Raw genomic sequence first — 13,922 nt, 5'->3', positions numbered from 1 at the left:
CCGGTGTATCACGCGGATTCGACTGCCGAGGGTCGACGCAGCCGAAGGATATTGATCGGCCACCAGAACCAGCGCCCGGTCAGCGCCGCGATCGTCGGCACGACGAACGACCGGACGATGAGCGTGTCCAGAAAGAGCCCGATACCGACGGTGGTGCCGATCTGCGCGATGTTGTGCGCGTAACTGACCAGCATGGCGAACATCGTCACGCCGAACACGAGCCCCGCGGTCGTGACCACCCCGCCGGTATTGACCATCGACCGGATGATCCCGGTATTGATGCCGGCCGAGAGCTCTTCCTTGAATCTGCTCACCAGCAGCATGTTGTAGTCCGCGCCAACGGCAACCAGGAAGATGAACGACACCGGTGCGACCGACCAGTGCAACGGATTACCGATGATGTGTTGCCAGATCAGGACAGTCAGCCCCAGGGCGGACAGATACGACAGCGCCACGGTGCCGATCACGGCCACCGCCGCGACCAGACTACGCAACAGAATCAGCACCACACAGAACACGAACGCGAACGCCGCGACCACGCTGGTGATGAAGTCTTCACGAGCGAATGCCTCGATATTGAGCAGCGTGCCACCGGGCCCGCCGACACTGACCGTGCTGCCCGCCAGCGACGTCCCCTTCATCGCCTGCAACGACACCGGAATGATCTTGGCGCTCAGCTCCATGGCCTCCCGGCTGAACCCCTCCATCTGCGGCGTGATCACCATCCGCGTCACCTTGCCGTCCGGCGAAAAGAAGTACGGCAGAGCGCTTTTGAACAACGGACTGTCGAACGCCTGACTCGGCAGGAAGAAGAACCCGTTGGGATCGCCCGCGGTGAAGCCCCGGCTGACCTCGTCCAGGAACTGAGTGATCTCCGATATCTGCGGGAGCAGGATGCTGAGCGTGCCCTGCAACGGCGCGAGCACGCCGGTGACCTGGGTGATGAACCCTTGCAGGCTCGCGATCTGGTCTCCGAGCTGCGGAAGTGCTTGCGAGGCAGCGCGAACGCCGCTCACGAGTCCGTCGACCGTGCTGTCCAGCCGGCCCACGTCATCGAACAACGAGAACCCGGTGACCGCGGCCTGGCAGGCGCGGACGTCTTGGCAATTCGGGATCGCGCTCACGAATTGCCTGGCCGGCCCGGCGGTATCGCGCAGCGAGTTCAGCTTCTCGACCACCCCGCCCACGGCCGACTGCAACGCGGCGGCACTGCCGTTGACCTGATCGAATCCCTGCTCGCCGGTGTCGAGCGCCCGCCGCACCCCGTTGATCGTGAGATTCAACTGGTCGATCCGCCCGGCCAACCCGGTCAGATCGTCGAGCCGCGGCGTGAGCATGCTCTTCAACTGGGTGAAGCGGTTGCCGATGTAGCCCGCCTGGTTGGTCAGCGTGCCCTCTTCCAGCGGAGTGGTCAGCGGCCGGGTAATGCCTTGAACCGCACTGACTCCGGGCACCTGCGCCACCGCATTGGTCAGCTTCGCCAGCGCGATCAGATCCGCGGGATTGCGCAGATCGTGATCGGATTCGACCAGAAACATGCTGGGCGACATGATGTTCGGCGGCAGATGCCGATCGGCCGCGGCGATGCCCAGGTTCGCCGGCGAATCGCTCGGCTGGGCGATGCGTTCGTTGAAGCTGGGCCGGAAGGTAGGCAGCACGAGTATCGCGATGACCAGCACGGTGAGGCCGGCCGCGAGCACCGGCCCCGGCCAGCGCACCACGGCGGTCGCGATGCGCCGCCACCGGCGCTGCGACGATTGCGGACGCGGCTCCAGGAACCCGAGCCGGCTGCCGAGCGCAAGCAGCGCCGGGCCGAGCGTCAAGGCCGCTGCGAGCGTGACGCTTACGGCGATCGTGCACGGCAGGCCAGAGGTGCTGAAGATCGCGAGGCGAGTGATGGACATGCAGGCGGTCGCCCCGGCCACGGTCAACCCCGACGCCACGATGATGTGCAGAACCCCGTGCAGCGCTGTGTAATACGCCGTCTCCGGATCTTCACCCGCACGCCGCGCCTCCTGATAGCGACCGAGCAGGAAGATGCCGTAATTCGTACCGGCGCCGAGCACGATCACCGCCAATAACGCGGACGCGAAGATCGAGACGCCGATCACCTGGTGCTCGCCGAGATAGGCCACCACGGGTCGCGCCACCGCCAAACCCATTCCGACGGTGAGCAACGGCATCGCCACCGTGATCGGCGATCGGTAGACGCACAGCAGAACCGCGCCGACCAGCCCGGCGCACACGACGATGAGCAGCACCATCGAATCGTTGATCGCGACGAGTTCGTCGTTGACCACCGCGGACGGACCCGTCAGATGCACGGTGATGCCCGGCGGTGGCGCGGTGTCGGCGATGATGTCCCGCGCCGCCTGCGTGGACTCCATGGCCAGGGCCGTGCCCATGTTCCCGGCGAGGTTGAGCAGCACGTACGACACTTTCCCGTCCGAACTCTCGCTCGCCGGAGCGAAATTCGGGTTGGACCACAGGTCCATCGCCGAGTTGACGTGCTTCTTGTCCTGAATCAACCGGTCGAGCAGCGTCGTGTAGTAGCGGTGCGCGTCGTCGCCGAGCGGCGCGTCTCCCTCGAGCAGCACGTAGACGAAGTTGTTCGTCCCCGCCCCGCCGAAGGAGTTGCCCATCTTGACGATCGCCTGCACCGAGGACGCCGCATCCGGCAGAAAGGACTCGGCGTGCCCGTTCACCACTGTCTCCAGTTGGGGGACAAACAGATTCAAACCGCCGGCGAGCAGCAACCACACCGCGATGATGGGCAGCGAGAACATGTAGAGCAACCGCGCCGATAACGGACGCCCCGGCGCGCGGCGGGCCGACGTCCGGTCGAACGGGATCGACAGTTCGGCGCGCATCCGGACGAGCAACTCGCGCATCCGGATCGAGGCCCGCGTCGTCCGCTCGTTCACGACACCGGCACCGAGCAGTTGACCGCGGCGAACCGGCCGTTCGACACCTGCGCGTCACGGGGCTTGCCGTCGATGAGAATCCGGCACGAGACCTGGTCGGCGTCCGATTGCGCGACGACGCCGGTCGGCAGGGTCAGCCGCGGCGTGCGCAGCGAGGTCCGCCACGGCAGGGCGGCCGAGACGTCCTTGACGTTGCCCTGCGCGTCCAGATACGACAGCCGCACCGACGTCCCGTTCGGCCCGTCGATCTCGTAGTCGACGACCTTCTCCGTCGGGCGGCCGAGCATCGGGGATGGGCTCGAATGCCCGATCGCCAGGTCCGGTATTTCGCTCAGTCGCAACCGCCCGATGAATATCGCGGTCACACCCAGAACCAGGAATACGACGCCGTATATCCAGGCACTCTTCATGACTTCTCCGCTATCTGTTTCGTCGCCAGCGGTATATTGCCGTGACGCACGGTAACAGACACAATTGCGGTTAGGCAATATGGCATAACGCATAACGGTGGCAGAGCTTTGACCAGGCCGTTCGGCCTGAATCCGGGGAATCAGCGCTGCAAACTCAACCCACCGGGCAGGTGACCCTCGACACCAGCGGGCAGCGCGTCGACGGGTTGCTCGCCGGGTGCCGCGGCCTCCCGCCCGCCCGCGATGATGTCCGCGGGCAGGTGCAATCGCGCGACGATCCCGCTGACCGGCGACGCGTTCAACTCGACCTGGATGCCGAGGCGCCGCGCCAACCGCCCGACCACGTAGTGCCCGAGATAGCGGGTCGGGGCGACGACGAAGTCCTGCTCCCCGCGCAGCCGGGCGTTGGCCTCGGCCAGCCGGTCCGCGGACATGCCGATGCCGTGGTCGACGACCGCGAGCAGGTATCCGGTCGGCAGCATCCGGCCGTAGATCTCCACCTCGAGATCCGGCGGGGAGAAGGCGAGTCCGTTCTCGATCAGTTCGGCGAGCATGTGCGCGAGCGCGGTGACCACACCGCCGACGATCGCGACCTCATCGATTCGGTGCACGACCACGGGGTGATAGTCGTCCACCTCGGACAGGCCGGCCCGGATCACGTCGGAGAGCGGGATCGGCTCGGCCCAGCGCCGCGGGCTGGACTCGCCGACGAGCACCAGCAGGTTCTCCGCGTTGCGGCGCATGCGGGTGGCGAGGTGGTCGAGTTCGAACAGGTTGGCCAGGCCCTGCGGATCGAGTTCCGCGCGCTCGAACTCGCTGATCAGGCTGAGCTGGCGGCGAACCAGGTTCTGGTTGCGGCGCGCGAGGTTGCCCAGCGACTCGACGGTGTTGCGCCGGACCTGCGCCTGCTCCGAGGCCAACGTGAACGCGGTGCGCTGCACGCCGTCCAAAGCCGCTGCCAGAGCGGAGATCTCGGTACTCGCGCCGGCCGCGGCCCGAACCGGCTCGGGTGCGGGCGGCTGCGATTCGTCGGAGGCGTGCCAGGCCGCGATGATGCCGGGCAGTCGGCGATCCGCGACGTCGTCGGCGTCGTCGGCCAGCACGACGAGCGGACGCACGATCGCCCGCACGCTGACGAAAACCATTGTCACCTCGGCGATTACGGCGATCAGCGCCGCGAGCAGGACGCCGCCGAGGATGAACGCGGCATGCTTGCGCAACACCTCCGCACGCTGCCGCACGTCATCGCCGATCGCCTGCTGCACCCGGCGCTGCTCATCGATGACCGCCGTCATCTGCGCCCACCAGGTCACCGGATCCACCGAACGCACCAGCGGCCCGGCGTAGGACGCGATCGCGATCTGTTCCGATTCCGTTGCCTTGGTGGCATTTTCGCTGCGCAGCGCGGCATCGAGCAGGCGCTGCTGCCGGGCGGTGGCCTCGCGCGCGAACGCCGCGAGGGCGGCCGTCTTGGCGGCGCGGATCTCCTGGAACTGCCCGTACTCGTCGGCCCGGAACTCGTCGGCGGCGAAGACGCCGTTGAGGAAGCCGCGCTCCTTGGCGGTCTGCTCCTTCGTGTCCCCCAGCGCGTAGAGCGCGCGCAGGCCGTGCCGCACCTGCGCGTCCCGCGCCGAATCGAGGCCGAGCGTCAGCCGATTCAGCACGGTGATGCCGTCGGTATAGAACTTGAAGGCCACCTGCCTGCTGATCTGGCGGCCGTCGATCTGCCAGCGGATGGTCGTCAGGGTCGCGAATCTGTCCAGCGCCGTGTGCAATTCGGCCGCACCGGGCGTATCGCCGATACCCGTTTCGAGCGCGTTCAACGCCCGATCGGTATGCACCCGCTGATCGGCGACCGGGCGCTCCAGCCGGGCATCACCGCCGAGCAGACCGTTGCTCAGCCCGCGCTCGCGCTGCACCTCCTGCACCAGGTCCTGTACGGCCAGCGCCAGCGAAACCCCGTCCACGGTCTCACCGCTCTGCCGATACGACCCGACTTCGCGGACCACGATCACCCCGAGCAGCACGGATACCAGGACCAGGGAGAGAATCAGAATCCGGCTCAGCTGTCCCCGAATAGTGCGCGGCCGCACCATCCCGCCGCCCGCCCGCGCGGGTCCGACACCAAGCCCGGTAACGACTTCCGCCCTACCACCGAGAATTTCCGAACGCTGAGGCAAACGCACAACCTGCTCCTCTGATCGACACCGCGATCGCCCCACACCGAGCACACGGAAAGTCAGCAGCAGCCTCCGCCCACCCCCACTCCCTGTCAACGCAAAAACAGGACAAACAGGGCATCGGTTACATTTCTAAACACGCTGGTAATCAACCCTTTTCGAGATGTCGACAACCTCACAGCAGCGGATCGATGACTGTGAGGCCGCCTGCTCGACTGTGGCCGCCCACGCCGTCCGCGATGTGCCGATCCCCATTGAGCACCGGTTGCAGTCCGCCCACCGAGGAGCGATGCACGTGTATGTCGCCGACGACATATACACTGCTGAGGTGAATCCGCTGTACTCGATCGAGATCGAGCCAGAAGTGCGGGACTGGTTGGAGTTGCTGCCTGCGAAGCACTTCCTCAAAGTTGACGAATACGTAGGTCTGCTCGCCGAGCGTGCGACAACGCTGGGCGAACCATTCGCACGTCACCTAGGCGAAGGTGTCCGTGAGCTACGACCAACCCTCGATGGGGCCGCCACCAGGATCACCTACTGGTTTCGGTCCGATCGCACCATCGTGTTGCTCACGACATTCCGCAAGACCAAAGACCGGGAGGACGCTGAAGTGAAGCGGGCCATCCAAGCACGAATGGTGTGCGAGGCAGAGCATGGCCCCGCTCACGATGCATTCGTTCGCGTGATCGATAAGGGAGAGCTGTGATGACACACAGTCGATGGACTAGGCGAAATGATCGTGAACAGGTCGAATCCGAGGTCGTCACCGAGGTTCGGCAAGGTATCCGACTGGCGATGGCGTTGGCCGAAGCCGTCTACCTCCGCCGTACCGAGCTCGGGTTGACCCAGACCGAACTCGCGGACCGCGCGGGACTGACGCAGGCGAAGATCTCCCGGATCGAGGGGTCCGACGCAGTCCCCACTCTCCCGCTGCTCGCGAAACTCGCACGCGCGCTGGACGCTTCGCTGAACATCGCGATCGACGAGGATGACGCGCAGGTCAGTTTCACACCGCATACCAACGCGGCGTAGCCGCCTCGGACTAGGCGCAGCGTTGGCGTTCGAGGATGTAGTCGCAGGCTCGGGTCATGGTGTGGTGGCCGGCTTCGTCCAGGAGTTGCCAGGCGGCGGGGGAGGCGAGGTGGAGTTCGTCGCGGAGGTCGAGTTCGTAGAGGCGGGCCCAGATGTTGTGGACGACTTCGTGTTTGGATTCGGTTTCGGTGCGGATGCGCTGGGTGAGGGCCAGGGCTCGGTCGGTGTCGCCGAGCATGCGCTGGTAGGCGACGAGGCGCAGCTGCCAGCCGGTGGGGCCGAAGTGTTCGGGGAGGCCGGCGGCGGCCTGCTGGTAGTAGGCGTCGCCGGCGTGGTCGTCGCCCTGGTGGTGGCGGCACAGGGCCAGGGCGGAGGCGATGCGCGGATACAGGCGGCTGGTGGTGCCGCTGGAGGCGTCGAGGCTGCCGGTGAGGTAGCGATCGGCGAGCACGTAGTTGCGGTGGTGCAGGTAGAACGTGCCGGCCGCGAGCAGCAGCTGCGCTCGCGATTGCCCGGCGCCGGGATAGCGTTTGCCGCACACCTCGTCGAGGAGGCCGGAGTCGGCGTTCATGCCCGCGTAGTCGTTCAGTTCGCCGCGGTTCCAGAACTTCCAGGCCGTGCACACGAGTCGCAGATCGAGGCCGACGAAGAACTCGGCGGCGCGACGCTGCTCGGCGCCGGCCCGCTCGACCCGGCGCAGGCGCCGCATGGATTCGGCGAAACGGCCGAGCGTGTTCGCGTAGAAACCGCTGAAGACATCGTCCAGTGCGGCCCAGGTGCCGACCGTGGATCCACTGGTCAGCAGGTCTTCGGACCGCTCGAATCGGCCGGTCAACCAGCGGTTGTGCCGCAGCAGCAGCCGGGCCAGGTCGGCGAGGTCGCGATCGCCGACCACGCGCGCCCGCCGCGCGACCTGTTCGAGCAACCGATCCAGCGCCGCGTACTCGCGCCGCCGCAGCAGTTCGAACCGCACGTTCCGCAGGACGGTGGCGAATTCGACCGCGTTCGGATCCCGATCACCCGGCGCGACCAACGGCAGCGGAAACAACACGCCCGGTCGGTCGATCCGCCCGGTGAGTTCATCGAAGGCGTGACCCGTGTCCCCCATGCCGCTCCCCTCTCGCCCCGGTGCGATGCCGCTGCAGATGCGAAACGTGTTGGAACAATCAGCATCCCAGCAACCCCAGGCGCCGCGCGGCGCAATCCCCACATCGGCGTGCGTCGATCCGGCATAGGGTTCAGATATGACGAGCAACCCGTTCTTCGAGCGCAGCCCGCTGCCCTACCAGTTGCCCCCGTTCGCCGAGATCGACGAACAGCACTACGAGCCCGCGTTCGAACGCGGCATGGCCGAGCAACTGGCCGAGGTCGCCGCGATCACCGCCCTCGACGGCGAGCCGACGTTCGCCGACACCGTCGTCGCGCTGGAACGATCGGGCGCGTTGCTCACCCGGGTGTCGAATGTCTTCTTCAACATCGCGTCCTCGGATTCCAGCCCGGGCACCGACGCCATCGAGGCGCGGATGTCGCCGAAGCTGGCCGCGCACCGCGACGCCATCCACCTCGATCCCGCGCTGTTCGCCAGGATCGAGTCGCTGTATCGGCGCCGCGCCGAGCTGAACCTGGACGCCGAGGAGCTGCGGCTGATCGAGCAGTATCACCTCCGGTTCGTCCGGGCCGGCGCCGGGCTGGATGCCGAGGGCCAGGCCCGGTTGCGCGAGCTCAATACCGAGATCGCGGCGGCGACCACCGAGTTCGGGCAGCACAACGTGGCCGCCAGGAACGCCGCCACGGTCGTGCTGGACAGCGCGGACGAATTGGCCGGGCTCAGCCCCGCGGCGGTGACCGCCGCCGCCGAGAACGCCCGATCGATGGGGCGCGAAGGCGCGTGGGCATTGAGTTTGCAGAACGTCTCCAACCAGCCCGTTCTGGCCGAGCTGGCGGACCGCGACGTACGCCGTCGCGTGATGGAGGCCTCGCTGCGCCGCGGGTTCACCGCGGACATCGACAACGGCCACCTCGCCGTCCGGATCGCCGCCCTGCGCGCCGAACGCGCCGCGCTGCTCGGTTATTCGGACCACGCGGCCTACGCGGTCGCCGACCAGACCGCGCAGACCCCCGAGCGGGTGGGAGAGATGCTCGGCCGTCTGGTCCCGCCCGCCGTGGCCAACGCGCAACGCGAGGCAGCCGAGCTGGCCTCCGCGATGCAGGGCGAACTCCGCTCCTGGGACTGGCAGTTCTGGTCGCAGCGGGTGCGCGCCGAGCGCTTCTCGGTCGACGCCGACGCACTGCGCCCCTACTTCGAACTCGAGCGGGTCCTGCGCGACGGCGTGTTCTACGCCGCCGAACTGGTCTACGGCATCACCCTGCGCGAGCGTGACGACCTGGTCGGCTACCACCCCGAGGTCCGGGTCTTCGAGGTGTTCGACGCGGACGGCAGCGCGCTCGGCCTGTTCCTCGGCGACTTCTTCGCCCGCCCGTCCAAGCACGGCGGTGCCTGGATGAACGAACTGGTCGCGCAGTCCACGCTGCTGGGAACGCTTCCGGTGGTGGTGAACAACCTCAATATCGTGAAGCCGCCCGCCGGCGAACCGGCCCTGCTGACCTGGGACAACGTCCGGACACTCTTCCACGAGTTCGGCCACGCGCTGCACGGGCTGTTCTCCGACGTGCGCTTCCCGTTCTTCTCCGGCACCGAGGTGCCCCGCGACTTCGTCGAGTTCCCCTCGCAGGTCAACGAGATGTGGATGGCGCACCCGCAGGTGCTGGCAAATTACGCCCGCCACATCGACACCGGCGAGCAGATGCCCGCCGAGCTGGTCGAGCGGATGACCGCCGCCGAACGGTTCGGCGAGGGCTTCCGCACCGTCGAATACCTCGGCGCGGCACTGCTGGACTGGGCCTGGCACCGGGTTCCCGGAGCCGAAGCGCTGGCCGGCGTGGACGCCGAGGCGTTCGAGGAGGAGGCGCTGCGCAAGGCGGGTCTCGCGCTCGAGGCGATCCCGCCGCGCTACCGGACCGGCTACTTCGCGCACATCTTCGCGGGCGGATACGCCGCAGGCTACTACTCCTACATCTGGAGCGAGGTGCTGGACGCGGACACCGTCGACTGGTTCGACGACGGCGCCGCGTCGATCCGGGAGAAGGGCACGGTCTTCCGCCGCGAACTGCTCTCCCGCGGCGGCTCGGTGGACCCCCTGGCCGCCTTCGAATCCTTCCGCGGGCGGGCACCGGAGATCGAGCCGTTGCTCACCAGGCGCGGACTGATCGACTGACGCAGGTCAGGGAGGAATGCGGCGGCGCTCGACCTCGATCGACCACCGGGCGAATTCAATTGCGGCGTAGCCTGTTTGGAAACGCTCGACTCGGGAATCTCGCGAAAGACCCGGCCGGCCGGTTCCGGGAGTTCGATCCAGAGGAGTCATGCTCGTGTCACGAACCGCACTCGTCTTCGCCGCCGCTTCCGCCGCCGCGCTACTCGGAACACCCTCCGCCACAGCAGAGGCGGCGCCGACCGTCGGCGGCGGTTCCGGAATCCTGGTCGACTCGCGGGTCGGGTGCACCCTGACCACCATCGGCCGGGACAACGCCCAGCGGCTGGTCGGCTTGACCGCGGGCCACTGCGGAGCGCCCGGTGCCACCGTGGTGATGGAGGGCGATCCGGCCGGTGCGGAGGTGGGCCGGTTCGCCTACACCGACCACACCCTGGACTACGCGGTCATCGAATTCGACGAGCAGCGAGTGACTCCGGTGAATCATGTCGGCGGCACCACCATCACCGAGCTGGGCGGGCCCGCCCAGTTCCCGGCGATCGTGTGCAAGCGCGGCAGCACCAGCGGGACGAGTTGCGGCGTGGTCTGGGGCGATGTGCGCGCGACCGCCACCGAGACCTGGACCCAGATGTGCGTGATGAAGGGCGATTCCGGCGCACCGGTGGTGATCGGCAGCACCCTGGTCGGCATGGTGAACGCCTATCTCGGCGTCGGCTGCTTCGGACCGGAGGTCGGCACCAACATCAGCACGATCATGAACGACCTGAACGCGCGCGGCGAGATCGGCGCCGGGTACCGACCGCTGTGACGCCTAGGCGAGGAATCGCGCCATCTGCGGGACCGCCTCGACGACATGGTGGGCATAGATCCCCTCGCCGATCCCGACGAAGTACCAACACTGCGGTGTGCGAACGAGTTTGCCCATCGCCAGCCCGGTGTGCGGGCCGCCGCTCAGCACGTAGCGGGTGATCTCGACGCCGGAGGTGGTATCGAGCAGGCGGAAGTACGCGTTGTCGATCTGCGCGAAACTCTGCCCCGAGTACGAGGTCACGAGGAACATCACCGTCGTCACCTCCGGCGCCATCCGCGCCAGGTCGACGGTGATCACCTCGTTGTCGCCGGCGCCGTCACCCGTCGGGCTGTCTCCGCTGTGTGCGACCGATCCGTCGCGGGAGACCAGTTGTTCGTGGTAGACCGCGTCGAACAGGACCTCGCCGGCGAAAAGCAATGCCGCCGAGTTCAAGTCGATCCGGCTGCCGGGGGTGACGGTGCCGTCGACATCGACCCACAGGCTCTGGTCGGACGGATCCCAGCCCAGCGAGACCGCGACGTGCTCGGGCAGGGTGCCATCCGGATTCTGTAGCGGAAAGGACAACCGTGTCCCCTTTCTCAGGGGCGACCACGGTATCCAGCTACCGCAACGCCTATCGAACTCGAAACATGCTCGGGCTCAGCCTAGGTCGTGCCGACCAGTCCGCTACAGCCCGTCACCGGCCGCGTACCCCGCGCATCGCGGATTCAATCGTCCGCTTCGCCGCGAATTCAGAATCGTCGCGCGCCCGCGAACGGCATGGACGACAGCGGCGCCAGTTCGACGCCGGTGCTTTCGGTTCCGGCGTGGATGACGCTGCCGTTGCCCGCGTAGAGGCCGGAGTGGCCGCCGCCGTAGAACGAGACGAGGTCGCCGACGCGCAGTTCGCCCTGCGCCACCGGGGTGCCGACGGCGAGTTGTTCGCCACTGGTGCGCGGCACGTCGCGGCCCGCTCGCCGGTAGGCCCACTGCACCAATCCGGAGCAGTCGAAGACGTCGGGCCCGGCCGCGCCGGAGCCGTAGGGTGCGCCGAGTTTGGCGCGGGCGGCGTCGAACGCGCGCTCGCCGACCGAATTCCGCATATCGGAATTGTCCGGAATAGGGACGTCGCCGGGAATTTCTGCGCTTCCGCTGTCGGGCAGCCCGAGCGGGCGGGCCGGAGCCGGCGCGGCGGACAGCAGAAGGGAACTCGTCGCCGCGGTCGCGACGACCAGTATCGTCATGGCGCGGTAGATTGTGCCCAGCTCAGAGCGATGATGCCGAACCACATCGATGGATGTCATGCTGCGTTCCTCCGACCTCCGTCGGCCCGGTGCGAAACAGCTCACCGAACCTTGAATGGATTTCGAGAACACCGGGTGTTTGTGATTCCATCGGATCCGCAAGCCATGCTCCGACACATTCCACCGAACAGCAAGTGCGACACGCGACCTATAACGAAATAATCACTGAACGAATTTCTGTGCAATCACATGCAAATCTCTAGGCGATCTCTGCCGTAAGTCCTGGTAGACGGAATACTGTCGGCCATGGCAACCCCCGATTTCATCCGAACCATCCGGGCCGACGCGGGCAGGCAGCTGCTGTGGCTGCCGGGCGTGAGCGCCGTGGTCTTCGACGACGCGGGCAGGCTGCTCCTCGGCCGGCGCGCGGACAGCGGCAAGTGGGCGATCACCGCCGGGATGCCGGAGCCCGGGGAGCAGCCTGCGGCATGCGCGGTGCGAGAGGTGTTCGAGGAGACCGCCGTTCGCTGTGTCGCCGAGCGCATCGTGCTGGTCCGGGCGATGCCGGCGCACACCTACCCGAACGGTGACATCTGCCAGTTCATGGACATCACCCTGCGCTGCCGGGCGGTGGGCGGTTCGGCCCAGGTGAACGATGACGAATCGCTGGAGGTGGCCTGGTTCGAGCTGTCCGCGCTGCCGGCCCTGCCCGCGCACGATCTGCTGCGACTCGAGCGCGCGCGGTCCGATGAGCCGACCTGGTTCGAGCCCGCGCCCTGAGTGCCTGCGGGACCGGCGGTTACGGCTGCTCGCACGCCGTGACCGACCCGCGCGATCCCTGTCCCTTGATGGTGCAGGTGTTCTTCCCCGCGCTGCCGTCGACCAGATTGTTGTTGACGTCGATGGTGATCACGTCGTCGTCGTTGCCGCCGAAGATGCTGCCGTTGTTGGCGATCGCGGTGATGGTGTCCTTGCCGGAGCCGGCGTTGGGGTCGGCGCCGCTGGCGAAGTCGCTGCCGTCGCCGAGCACCACGGAATCGGCGGTGCCGACGGTGCCGACGTCGATCCTGTCGTCGCCGTTGCCGCCGATCACGGTGGCGGCGCGGGAGTTTCCGTCCTTGTTGAGCGAGACCGCCGACAGCACGTCGTTGCCGTCACCGCCGAAAACACTGGCACCGAGGTACATGTCGGCAGCCTTGATGGTGTCGTTGCCGTCGTCGCCCCACAGCGCGGCGCCCGAGCCGCCGAGCTTGCCGCCGGTGATGGTGTCGTCGCCGGGTCCGCCGTGCACCCAGCCGCCGGTCATCTCGTCCACCGTGATGGTGTCGCCGCCCGCGTCGGGGATCGGGGCGAAGGCATCGCCGTAGATGTCGGCCGCGCCGACGGTCCGATGGATCGCGATCGTGTCCTTGCCGCCGCCGCCGAACACGGCGTCGGGCGCGTCCGGCGCGGTGGCGCTCGGCGGGCGCTCGCCCTGGCTGACCGTGTCGATGGTGATGCTGTCGTCGCCCTCGTCGCCGGATACCCGGCCGCCGTGCGCGCCCGCGATGGTTTCCGGTTTGGCCGGGTCGGCCTGGAAGAGGTAGCCGAGGCTGCCGACCTTGATCACGTCGTTGCCCGGCCCGCCGACGACCGCGCCGTGTCGCCCGACGTTGCCGCCGGGCCCTTTCGGGATGGCCGCGTCGCAGGCGGCCGGACGGTCCTGCCCACCGACGGTGATCTCGTCATCGCCCGGCCCGCCGTCGAGGACGCCACCGTTGACGTCGTTGGCGCCGATTCCCTCCGCCGGACAGATGAACCGGCCGACGTTGCGCGCCGAGATCTTGTCCCGTCCCGCGCCGCCCCGCACGACCGCGCCCTCGAGCACGTCGCCTTCGATCACGATCGTGTCGTCGCCGTCCCCCGTATCGATGACCGACTTGTCGCCGAGATTGTCGGTGCAGGTGATGGTGTCGTTGCCCGGCGTCACCGCGCCCGTGCATCCCGCGGGCAATCCGTCCGCCCGCGCCGGACCGGCCGCCAGCACCATCCCCGCCAGCAACGCCGCGACTCCCAGCATCGAACGTGCAC

12 protein-coding genes are annotated in these 13,922 nt (G+C 67.6%); 5 read left to right on the top strand and 7 right to left on the bottom strand.

The genetic code is table 11. The annotated features are described in order from the left end of the window. Positions 1 to 8: 8 nt before the first annotated feature. From ACFQ9K_RS01655 to ACFQ9K_RS01645, 3 genes are all read right to left on the bottom strand, one after another. Positions 9 to 2,870: an RND family transporter gene (locus ACFQ9K_RS01655; RefSeq protein ID WP_378721023.1), complete on the bottom strand. Its 2,862-nt coding sequence runs from the start codon at positions 2,868 to 2,870 to the stop codon at positions 9 to 11. Positions 2,871 to 2,920: 50 nt separating this feature from the next. Beyond that, complete coding sequence (locus ACFQ9K_RS01650) at positions 2,921 to 3,334, bottom strand: MmpS family transport accessory protein (protein WP_378721005.1); 414 nt, start codon at positions 3,332 to 3,334, stop codon at positions 2,921 to 2,923. A 140-nt stretch (positions 3,335 to 3,474) separates the two neighbouring features. Then, complete coding sequence (locus tag ACFQ9K_RS01645; RefSeq protein WP_378721004.1) at positions 3,475 to 5,430, bottom strand: nitrate- and nitrite sensing domain-containing protein; 1,956 nt, start codon at positions 5,428 to 5,430, stop codon at positions 3,475 to 3,477. 247 nt (positions 5,431 to 5,677) lie between these two features. On the opposite strand from ACFQ9K_RS01645, the gene ACFQ9K_RS01640 reads away from it, so the two are divergent. Together ACFQ9K_RS01640 and ACFQ9K_RS01635 are read left to right on the top strand one after the other, a co-directional pair. Then, on the top strand, positions 5,678 to 6,220 hold the full coding sequence (locus tag ACFQ9K_RS01640) for a type II toxin-antitoxin system RelE/ParE family toxin (protein WP_378721003.1): 543 nt from the start codon (positions 5,678 to 5,680) through the stop codon (positions 6,218 to 6,220). Between the two features lie 89 nt (positions 6,221 to 6,309). Then, positions 6,310 to 6,546, top strand: a complete 237-nt coding sequence (locus ACFQ9K_RS01635; RefSeq protein WP_378720998.1) for a helix-turn-helix domain-containing protein — start codon at positions 6,310 to 6,312, stop codon at positions 6,544 to 6,546. A gap of 10 nt (positions 6,547 to 6,556) precedes the next feature. On the opposite strand, the gene ACFQ9K_RS01630 is transcribed toward ACFQ9K_RS01635, so the two are convergent. Beyond that, complete coding sequence (locus tag ACFQ9K_RS01630) at positions 6,557 to 7,654, bottom strand: hypothetical protein (RefSeq protein WP_378720997.1); 1,098 nt, start codon at positions 7,652 to 7,654, stop codon at positions 6,557 to 6,559. A gap of 136 nt (positions 7,655 to 7,790) precedes the next feature. Here ACFQ9K_RS01630 and ACFQ9K_RS01625 point away from each other — a divergent pair, with 136 nt between their 5' ends. Together ACFQ9K_RS01625 and ACFQ9K_RS01620 are read left to right on the top strand one after the other, a co-directional pair. Beyond that, positions 7,791 to 9,821 (top strand): M3 family metallopeptidase, encoded by a 2,031-nt coding sequence (locus tag ACFQ9K_RS01625; protein WP_378982664.1) that lies wholly within the window; start codon positions 7,791 to 7,793, stop codon positions 9,819 to 9,821. 148 nt (positions 9,822 to 9,969) lie between these two features. After that, a complete protein-coding gene (locus ACFQ9K_RS01620) occupies positions 9,970 to 10,626 on the top strand; it encodes a serine protease (RefSeq protein WP_378726279.1) in 657 nt (218 codons plus the stop codon). Between the two features lie 3 nt (positions 10,627 to 10,629). Here the strand turns inward: ACFQ9K_RS01620 and ACFQ9K_RS01615 are convergent, their stop codons facing one another. Both ACFQ9K_RS01615 and ACFQ9K_RS01610 read right to left on the bottom strand, forming a co-directional pair. Continuing rightward, complete coding sequence (locus ACFQ9K_RS01615) at positions 10,630 to 11,211, bottom strand: TerD family protein (RefSeq protein ID WP_378726285.1); 582 nt, start codon at positions 11,209 to 11,211, stop codon at positions 10,630 to 10,632. Between the two features lie 149 nt (positions 11,212 to 11,360). Further along, positions 11,361 to 11,852, bottom strand: a complete 492-nt coding sequence (locus tag ACFQ9K_RS01610; protein WP_378726283.1) for a C40 family peptidase — start codon at positions 11,850 to 11,852, stop codon at positions 11,361 to 11,363. Positions 11,853 to 12,158: 306 nt separating this feature from the next. On the opposite strand from ACFQ9K_RS01610, the gene ACFQ9K_RS01605 reads away from it, so the two are divergent. After that, on the top strand, positions 12,159 to 12,632 hold the full coding sequence (locus ACFQ9K_RS01605; RefSeq protein ID WP_378726277.1) for an NUDIX domain-containing protein: 474 nt from the start codon (positions 12,159 to 12,161) through the stop codon (positions 12,630 to 12,632). Positions 12,633 to 12,651: 19 nt separating this feature from the next. Here the strand turns inward: ACFQ9K_RS01605 and ACFQ9K_RS01600 are convergent, their stop codons facing one another. Continuing rightward, positions 12,652 to 13,911, bottom strand: a complete 1,260-nt coding sequence (locus ACFQ9K_RS01600) for a hypothetical protein (RefSeq protein ID WP_378726275.1) — start codon at positions 13,909 to 13,911, stop codon at positions 12,652 to 12,654. Between the last annotated feature and the right edge of the window lie 11 nt (positions 13,912 to 13,922).

The organism is Nocardia sp. NPDC056564 (assembly GCF_042793755.1).
In the GTDB taxonomy this organism is placed as follows: Bacteria; Actinomycetota; Actinomycetes; order Mycobacteriales; family Mycobacteriaceae; genus Nocardia.
Note: the sequence above shows the minus strand (reverse complement) of the source record. Positions and strands in the feature narration are given on the sequence as shown.

Bases quoted from the DNA above. Each gene is read 5' to 3' on its own strand.
- ACFQ9K_RS01655 (WP_378721023.1), bottom strand. From the start codon at position 2,870: ATGCGCGCCGAACTGTCGATCCCGTTCGACCGGACGTCGGCCCGCCGC.
- ACFQ9K_RS01650 (WP_378721005.1), bottom strand. From the start codon at position 3,334: ATGAAGAGTGCCTGGATATACGGCGTCGTATTCCTGGTTCTGGGTGTG.
- ACFQ9K_RS01645 (WP_378721004.1), bottom strand. From the start codon at position 5,430: ATGGTGCGGCCGCGCACTATTCGGGGACAGCTGAGCCGGATTCTGATT.
- ACFQ9K_RS01640 (WP_378721003.1), top strand. From the start codon at position 5,678: ATGTCGACAACCTCACAGCAGCGGATCGATGACTGTGAGGCCGCCTGC.
- ACFQ9K_RS01635 (WP_378720998.1), top strand. From the start codon at position 6,310: ATGGCGTTGGCCGAAGCCGTCTACCTCCGCCGTACCGAGCTCGGGTTG.
- ACFQ9K_RS01630 (WP_378720997.1), bottom strand. From the start codon at position 7,654: ATGGGGGACACGGGTCACGCCTTCGATGAACTCACCGGGCGGATCGAC.
- ACFQ9K_RS01625 (WP_378982664.1), top strand. From the start codon at position 7,791: ATGACGAGCAACCCGTTCTTCGAGCGCAGCCCGCTGCCCTACCAGTTG.
- ACFQ9K_RS01620 (WP_378726279.1), top strand. From the start codon at position 9,970: ATGCTCGTGTCACGAACCGCACTCGTCTTCGCCGCCGCTTCCGCCGCC.
- ACFQ9K_RS01610 (WP_378726283.1), bottom strand. From the start codon at position 11,852: ATGACGATACTGGTCGTCGCGACCGCGGCGACGAGTTCCCTTCTGCTG.
- ACFQ9K_RS01605 (WP_378726277.1), top strand. From the start codon at position 12,159: ATGGCAACCCCCGATTTCATCCGAACCATCCGGGCCGACGCGGGCAGG.
- ACFQ9K_RS01600 (WP_378726275.1), bottom strand. From the start codon at position 13,911: ATGCTGGGAGTCGCGGCGTTGCTGGCGGGGATGGTGCTGGCGGCCGGT.